5 protein-coding genes are annotated in these 7837 nt (G+C 48.0%); 3 read left to right on the forward strand and 2 right to left on the reverse strand.

Annotation, left to right across the window (positions count from 1 at the left end; translation table 11 throughout):
- Positions 1-202: 202 nt before the first annotated feature.
- Entirely contained in the window at positions 203-340 is a 138-nt protein-coding gene (locus V6C93_RS15545) for a hypothetical protein (RefSeq protein WP_333477575.1), read from the reverse strand.
- A gap of 500 nt (positions 341-840) precedes the next feature.
- Between V6C93_RS15545 and V6C93_RS15550 the strand changes: the two genes are divergently transcribed.
- A complete protein-coding gene (locus V6C93_RS15550) occupies positions 841-4308 on the forward strand; it encodes a PBS lyase (protein ID WP_333477576.1) in 3468 nt (1155 codons plus the stop codon).
- Positions 4309-4625: 317 nt separating this feature from the next.
- Entirely contained in the window at positions 4626-5291 is a 666-nt protein-coding gene (locus tag V6C93_RS15555) for a hypothetical protein (protein ID WP_333477577.1), read from the forward strand.
- 146 nt (positions 5292-5437) lie between these two features.
- On the opposite strand, the gene V6C93_RS15560 is transcribed toward V6C93_RS15555, so the two are convergent.
- The gene (locus V6C93_RS15560; protein WP_333477578.1) at positions 5438-6643 is read right to left on the reverse strand and encodes a phosphoglycerate kinase; all 1206 of its coding nucleotides are present in this window, start codon (positions 6641-6643) and stop codon (positions 5438-5440) included.
- 233 nt (positions 6644-6876) lie between these two features.
- On the opposite strand from V6C93_RS15560, the gene V6C93_RS15565 reads away from it, so the two are divergent.
- A partial coding sequence (locus V6C93_RS15565) for a transposase (RefSeq protein ID WP_333477579.1) occupies positions 6877-7837 on the forward strand: 961 nt, incomplete at its 3' end.

Below are 7837 nucleotides of genomic sequence, written 5' to 3' on the forward strand. Positions count from 1 at the left end.
CGATGAGGCATTCGCCTCACTAGAAAAGGCCATCGAACTCGACCCCAATCACGTAAACGCTAATAATTTGTTGCAGCAGTTACGGCGAAAACTCGGTCGCTATGGCGACGAGCCACAAAAGGAAAAACAGAAAAAGCCCAAGGAGAAAGGTAAAAAATAAATGTTCATCCAAAGGTGAATACCTAGAATTTCCTGGATTTTCTTAAGGTTTCGGATTAAAGCTTCCAGGACTGAGCAAGCAAAACAACTGTTGCTCAATTTGTGCAATTGGGGGAGCTAGCAACTGGGTTTGACGGCGATGATCGGGGTTACCCCAAGTACGGGGATGCTTTTGACTCATGAAGATACCTCTTTTAAAGGCTATAGAGCCAAGTCTTACTCTTGAACTTTCTCGTGAAAACAGCTCACCGACAGTAAGTTTATGCCAGATAGATGTCTAGTGTTGCTCGTGGGAAACCCTATGATCAGAATAACGGGCAATGCTGGAGAGCAACCCGTCGCCAGGTGATGTCAAGCTATCAATGCCAGGTACGTACCTCTGGTTAGCCGATCACATAGGCAACCCCTACCTAGAAGGTTCATGCATTGGAAACTGGTAGGGGTTGTCTGTCGCAAGTTTTACCCACATTCCGCTTTTTATTGCTTGTTCTAACCCCCTTTTACTCTTAATCCTCCAAGGTCATTTTCTTTAAGTTGACACCAATGGGCATTGCCTTGCCCTTATCCTGTGGATGAACTCGTTGTTGTGCCATAGAGCATCTATCTTAAGAGTTAATATTAACCATCTATTAATTTCTCCCTTCCGCCGCCTTGCCCCGAATCGTGCTCTACCATGCACTCATGCTCAACACTCCCCGCACAACCCAAAAGCGTTCCCCCTGTTACCTTGTCCCTTTTACCTTTTTCCTAACTCTCCTCCTCTGCCTCCCTTGGGTGAATGCCCAAAAACCCGCCAACCCGCAGCCGCAACCTTGGCAAATCAACGGCATTGTGGCTGCCATTGACGATAGCCAGGACAAAGTGAAGGGATATGCGTTCGACAAATTAGCGGAGTACAAGCCCCAAGACTTAAAATCGGCGGTTAAGAAACCGGAGGATATCGCTGGGAAAGCTGCCCATATCCTTAAAAATAAGAAGGTGAACGTGTATGTTCGTAGCAGTGCAGCTGTTACTTTGGGCAACCTGGGAAAGGCGGCTCAACCTTACCTTAAAGACATCCTCAACTTTCTCAAGGATGAACAGGTAAACGTCTATGTTCGGGGCAGTGCAGCACAAGCTTTGGGCAACCTGGGAGAAGCGGCTCAACCTTACCTCAAAGACATCCTTAACTTCATCAAAGATGAACAGGTAAACGTATACGTTCGTGGCAGTACAGCCGTTGCTTTCGGCAACCTCAAAGAGACGGCTCAACCCTACCTCAAAGACATTGCCGACATCCTCAAAGATGAAAAAGCGGCGGCATACGTTCGTGGCAGTGCAGCGGTTGCTTTAGGCAAACTGGGAAAGGCGGCTCAACCCTACCTTAAAGACATCCTCGACATCCTCAAGGATGAAAACGTGGATGTATACGTTCGTGGCTTTGCGGCACAAGCTTTGGGCAACCTGGGAGAAACAACTCAACCCTACCTTAAAGACATCGCCGACATCCTCAAGGATGAAAAAGTGAACGCAGAAGTTCGTGGCTTTGTGGCACAAGCCTTGGGCAACTTGGGAGAAGCGGCTCAACCCTACCTCAAAGACATCCTGGACTTCCTCAAGGATAAAAATGTGGACACAGGCATTCGTGGCTTTGCCGCAGAAGCCTTGGGCAACCTGGGAAAGGCGGCTCAACTTTACCTCAAAGACATCCTCGACTTCCTCAAGGATGAAAGTGTGAAAAGCTATGTTCGCCGCTTTGCCGCACCTGCTTTGGAAAATCTGGGAGAGGCGGCTCAACCCTACCTCCAAGACATTCTCAACTTCCTCCGGGATGACAAGGTTGAGGCAGACATTCGCGGCAGTGCAGCCATTGCCTTGAGCAATCTAGGAGAGGTGGCTCAACCCTACCTCAAAGATATCCTCGACTTCCTTAAGGATGAAACCGTGAATCCGTCGGTGCGTAGCAGTGCCGCAGAAGCGTTGAGCAACTTGGGAAAGGCGGCTCAACCCTCCCTCAAAGATATCCTCGACTTCCTTAAGGATGAAAAGGTTGAGGCATCCGTGCGGGGCAGTGCCGCACAAGTTTTGGGCAACTTGGGGCAGGCGACTCAACCCTACTTCAAAGACATCCTCGACTTTCTCAAGGATGACACGGTGAAGCCTTCTGTTCGTAGCAGTGCAGCAGAAGCTTTAGGCAACCTGCAAGAGGCGGCTCAACCCTACCTTAAAGACATCCTCGATTTCATTAAGGATGAAACGGTGAAGCCATCCGTGCGGGGCAATGCGGCAGAAGCTTTGGGCAACCTGCAAGAGGTGGCTCAACCCTACCTCAAAGACATCGCCGACATCATCAAGAATGAAAAGGTGGACGCATCCGTGCGGGGCAGTGCAGCACAAGCCTTGGGTAATCTCAGAAAATTACAGGTAAACGAGGTTGTTGTCATCCTAAATCATGTCTACGAGCCAAATCACCAAAACGTTAACTTTGAAACTTGGCGGTTTTTGGCTTATTTCTTAGGTGGCGGCACGGCTGATGTGAAAACGCTGCTCAAATGGCTCGGTAATCCTCAATCACTTCCGACTCAACTCAAATACGAAGACGGCAAGAAAACACTGAAAGTGTTTCGCGATGCCTGGATAGGAAGTCAGGGGTTGCAACGATTACAACAAGACTTAGCCAACAAAATAGCCAGGGTTGCCTGCCTGGTGTCTTGGAAACCCCAAGACATTCCCCTACTGCGAAATCACTACAACAACCTGAAAAAAGGAGGATACAACCAAGCTAATACGATACAGTCAACCATCCAGGATGTGGTAATTGAGAAATGGCTTTCCCTCGCCCGAAACATCATCCTGATTCATGCTGCCTTTTGGCTTGCCCTGCTCTTTACCTACCCCAATTTTCCCCAAGTCCAAACCATCTTCTTCTGGAACCCGTGGGTAAGGAAGATTCTCGGTGTCGGCTACATTGGCTTTCTCCTCACCTGGGTTCCCTACTTGCGCCGCCAACTCTTTGAACCCTTCAAACCGTCCCTACTCGCCGATGCACAGTTAAATCATTTCGATGACGACGCCTACTTCCCAAAGTCTAAAGTCATCATTCCAGGTTCAGCAGAAATCAAAGCGATTACCGAGGCACTCCCCAAGATTCAAGGGCAAATCATCTTAGAAGGTGATTCCGGTTTGGGCAAGTCCATGTTTCTGCGCCATGTAGTGGCAAACTCCAAGCGTATTTTTGTCTACCTCCCCGCCCAAAAATGCGATAAGGGTGTCATTGAAGCCATCCAAGCCAAACTGCACGGGCAAGCCCCAGATACCCAATTCCTGAAAAACCTAATATATAGTGGAGCGATCGATATCTGCATCGACGGACTCAACGAAGTCAGCGCCGACACACGCGGGAAAATCGCCCATTTTGTCGATCGCTATTTCCGGGGTAATATCATCATGACGACCCAACCCTTGGAGTGGACACCCCCCTCAAGCGCCAAGACTTATTACTTACAACCCCTGGAATGCCAACAAATTGAGCCGTTTTTGGTTTCCCGCCAGCCGCGAATGCTCAAAGATGCCAAAATTCAGGGGAAATATTATAAAAACGCCTGCATCCGATACTTAGCTAACGCCCTTAACCCCCAACAACCGCCCGAAGAGTTAGACGCGGCACAACGCATCCTATCCAACCCAATGGATTTGACTCTCGTCGCCCTGATGCTCTCCCAAGGCAAAACTCCCGACTTGTTCCGCCTACAAGAACAACAATACAACCAGATGGCAGAGGAATTTATGCACCAATGGAAGTACGAATTTCCTTTAAAAAGATTCTCCCATGCCGTCTACCAAATGCGGCTCAATGACGAAAACACTTTCCCAGCAGGGCAATTCCTCCCAGAATTACAGGCTTTGGAAGATAAGAAATACAAAATGGTCGTCAGCCGTCAGTCGTGGGATAGGGAGGGGAAAGTCCAGAAAGAATGGTACTTCCGCCACGACAAAATTATGGACTTCTTCTTGGTGCAAAACTTTTTCGGCGAGAGTACTGAAGCCGAAACACGGTTAATTGACCACATGGGCGACCCCAGATTTCGGGGGGTTTATACTAAATCTGGGTTGACTCTCCCCTTTTTTAAACGAACCACAGAGGCGCAGAGTTCGCAGAGCAGAGAATAAGGAGAGAAAGGGGTTATGGATGAGGATTTGGGATTACTTTTGGTTAGCTATCTTCAGTTAAGCGAAAAGTTTCTGGCTCCACTGCGATCGCTCTAAATAATAAAATATATCTTCCTCAGTCAAACTTAGGGGTGGTTTGCACCCATGAAGCGAAATTTAACTTATAGGCGGACACATTTTTCCATATTAAGAAAATATTACCCAAAAAAAAGAGGAAGTCAAGCGATCGCTGTTTAACACCAACGTCGGCGCAGGAACCTTTTGAGCGCATAGGAGTCTATTGCTGACAAGCGCTTATACTTTGGGGTGTAGTGTCCATGTTTATCTCCTCTGGCTGGCAGTCCAAAACTGCCCTGCTCATGGCATTGGGAATGACTTCGTTGGCGGCTGTCCCAGCTCTAATGGCGGCTCCAGCTACAGCTTCTGTAAAACCTTACCTCGTGGGGCAACTCTTTTCTCAATCGGAGCGAGTTGTCATCCCCGCAGGAACTGTGATTCCTGTGGAGCTGGAAAACGCGCAGAAAATCGTTGTTACACCCGATGAAACAGCACCGGTGACGCTGTTAGTTGCCACCGATATTCGCTCGGATACGGGAACCGTGATCATTCCTCAGGGAAGTAAGATTGAGGGAGAATTGCGACCCGTTACTGCTGGGACTCAATTTGTTGCTAAAGCTCTGACACTTAGAGATAGTAATCAGCGACTGCCGATCCGGGCAACATCTAGGGTAATTACCGAGAGGGAAACGATTAAGAAAGGAACTGATGTCGGTCAAATCCTCAAGGGAGCGGCAATTGGTGCAGCCGCTTCGACAGTACTTGCAGAAATATTTGGCGACATCGACCTTAAAGAAGTTTTAGGGGGTGCAGGACTCGGTGCGATCGCAGGATTACTCCTAGGAGGACGCAAGCAAGCGGAAGTCATTGTTGTTAACCCAGAAGAAGATTTGAGCCTGACATTGCAGTCCGATCTAGCCCTATAAATGCGATTGTCTGAATGAGCTGAGAACGTTGGGTGCGATCGCGCCTAGAGAATTGGTTCATTCATGGTAGGGGCACGGCAATACCGTGCCCTCGCTATCTATAGATAACTCGCGTTATTTAGCCTAAAAATTGCCCATTTTACGGCTTAAGCGTCATCGAGTGCGGTAATTCCTGGGAGTTCCTTCCCTTCAAGTAACTCTAGACTGGCACCGCCCCCTGTAGAAATGTGGCTCATTTGCTCAGCCACGCCGACTTTTTCCACAGCTGCTACCGAGTCACCACCTCCAATAATGGTTGTTGCACCTTGCTTCGTGAGGCCAGCCATCGTATGTGCGATCGCTTCCGTCCCCACAGCAAACTTATCAAACTCAAACACACCCATTGGGCCATTCCAAATTACACTCTTGCAATCCGACAACGCATCCTGGAACACCTTCACAGAATCCGGCCCAATATCCAACCCCATCCAGCCATCGGGGATTGAGTCAATACTTACAGTTTGAGAATTCGCATCTGCTGAAAAATTATCCGCGACCACCACATCCGTGGGCAATAGCAACTCAACGCCGCGTTCTTTCGCCTTAGCTTCCAAAGATTTTGCCAGTTCCAGCTTATCCTCTTCCACCAGAGACTTACCGACACTCAAGCCACGAGCTTTGTAGAAGGTGAAAATCATACCACCGCCAATCAGCAGCTTATCCACCTTTTCCAGCAGCGTTTCAATCACGCCAATCTTACTCGAAACCTTAGAACCCCCGATAATGGCCGCCAAGGGCTTTTGAGGATTTTCGATCGCGCTTTGCAGATACTGAAGTTCTTTTTCAATCAAGTATCCAGCCACCGAAGGCTTCAGGTAATGAGTCACGCCCTCCGTAGAAGCGTGGGCGCGGTGAGCGGTGCCAAACGCATCATTGACATAGACATCCGCCAGCGAGGCTAACTGTTTGGTAAATTCTGGGTCATTCTTTTCTTCCCCAACATGGAAGCGGAGATTCTCCAGTAATGCCACCTGACCGTTTTGCATACCAGCAATCTGAGCGGCAACCGCATCCCCGACACAGTCGTCACACTTGACTACAGTCTGACCCAGCAGTTCGGAGAGACGATTTGCAACAGGCGTCAGCCGCAAGCTCTCTTTTACTTGTCCTTTGGGACGCCCTAAGTGGCTGCACAGAATCACCTTGGCATTCTTTTTGATTAAATCTTGAACGGTGGGTAACGCCGCACGGATACGAGTATCATCGGTAATCGCGCCACTATCATCGAGGGGCACGTTCAGATCGGCTCGCACCAATACCCGCTTCCCAGCTAAATCTGACTCAGTTAAATCTGCTACGGATTTTTTAGCCACAGTAAATCTCCTAATTGCCTCTACCTGATGTTCTGTGCTTTTAGTTCAGTGTCTTAGGAATGAGCTGTTGAGGGCTGCCATGTGGATTCAAATAAACACTACCTGAATCTCAAGACAAAAAGTACTTATTCTCAAACCGTTCTCAATTTTACCGAAAATTGGGTTCAAAGCCCCGTCCTTCCAGGACGGCTTTCTTTCTGGTAGAATATTTTGCGTAAAGCTGTTCCACGTAAATGTTTGTCCTAGAGTTCAAGGCTAAGGGGACAAAAACTCAATACACTGCTATTGATGAGGCGATTAAAACGGCTCAATTTGTCCGTAACAAGGCAATCCGATATTGGATGGATAACCGAGGTGTAGGGCAGAAAGAGTTATATCGCCTTAGCAAAACGTTGAGAGAGGAATTTTCCTTTGTTAAAACTCTGAACTCCAGCGCTTGTCAAGCTTGTATCGAGAGAGCCTATAGTTCAATTGCTCGGTTTTATGACAACTGCAAAAAGTCTATTCCGGGCAAAAAAGGGTATCCAAAGTTCAAGAAAAACTGTCGATCAGTAGAGTATAAAACCTCTGGCTGGACACTTGCTCCTGACCGAAAACAAGTCACTTTCACCGATAAAAAAGGAATTGGCAAGCTCAAACTCAAAGGGACGTGGGACTTGCACTTCTACCAGTTAGACCAGATAAAACGAGTACGGTTGGTGCGTCGGGCTGATGGCTACTACGTTCAATTTCTGATTAGAGTTGAAACGGAAAAAGCAGACATTCAGCCAACAGGTAGGATAGTTGGCTTAGATGTAGGAATCAAGGAATTTTACACAGACAGCAACGGTCATGCCGAAGCTAACCCCAAGTTTTATCGAACAGGTGAGAAACGGCTGAAGTTTAGACAGCGGCGTGTTTCTCGAAAGAAGAAAGGCTCTGCCAACCGCTCCAAAGCCATTAACAGGCTAGGGCGAGTACACCTCACGATAAGTAGGCAGCGTGAAGAACATGCTAAGAGAGTGGCACGTTGCGTAATCCAATCTAGCGATTTGGTTGCCTACGAAGACTTGAGGATTAAGAATTTAGTGAAAAATCATTGTCTCGCCAAATCTATTAATGATGCGGGTTGGTATCAATTCAGAAAATGGCTGGAGCATTTTGGAGAGAAGTTTGGCAGGATAACTATTGCTGTTAATCCGGCCTATACGTCCC

The sequence above is a fragment of the Allocoleopsis sp. genome, from assembly GCF_036703385.1.
Lineage (GTDB): Bacteria > Cyanobacteriota > Cyanobacteriia > Cyanobacteriales > Coleofasciculaceae > Allocoleopsis.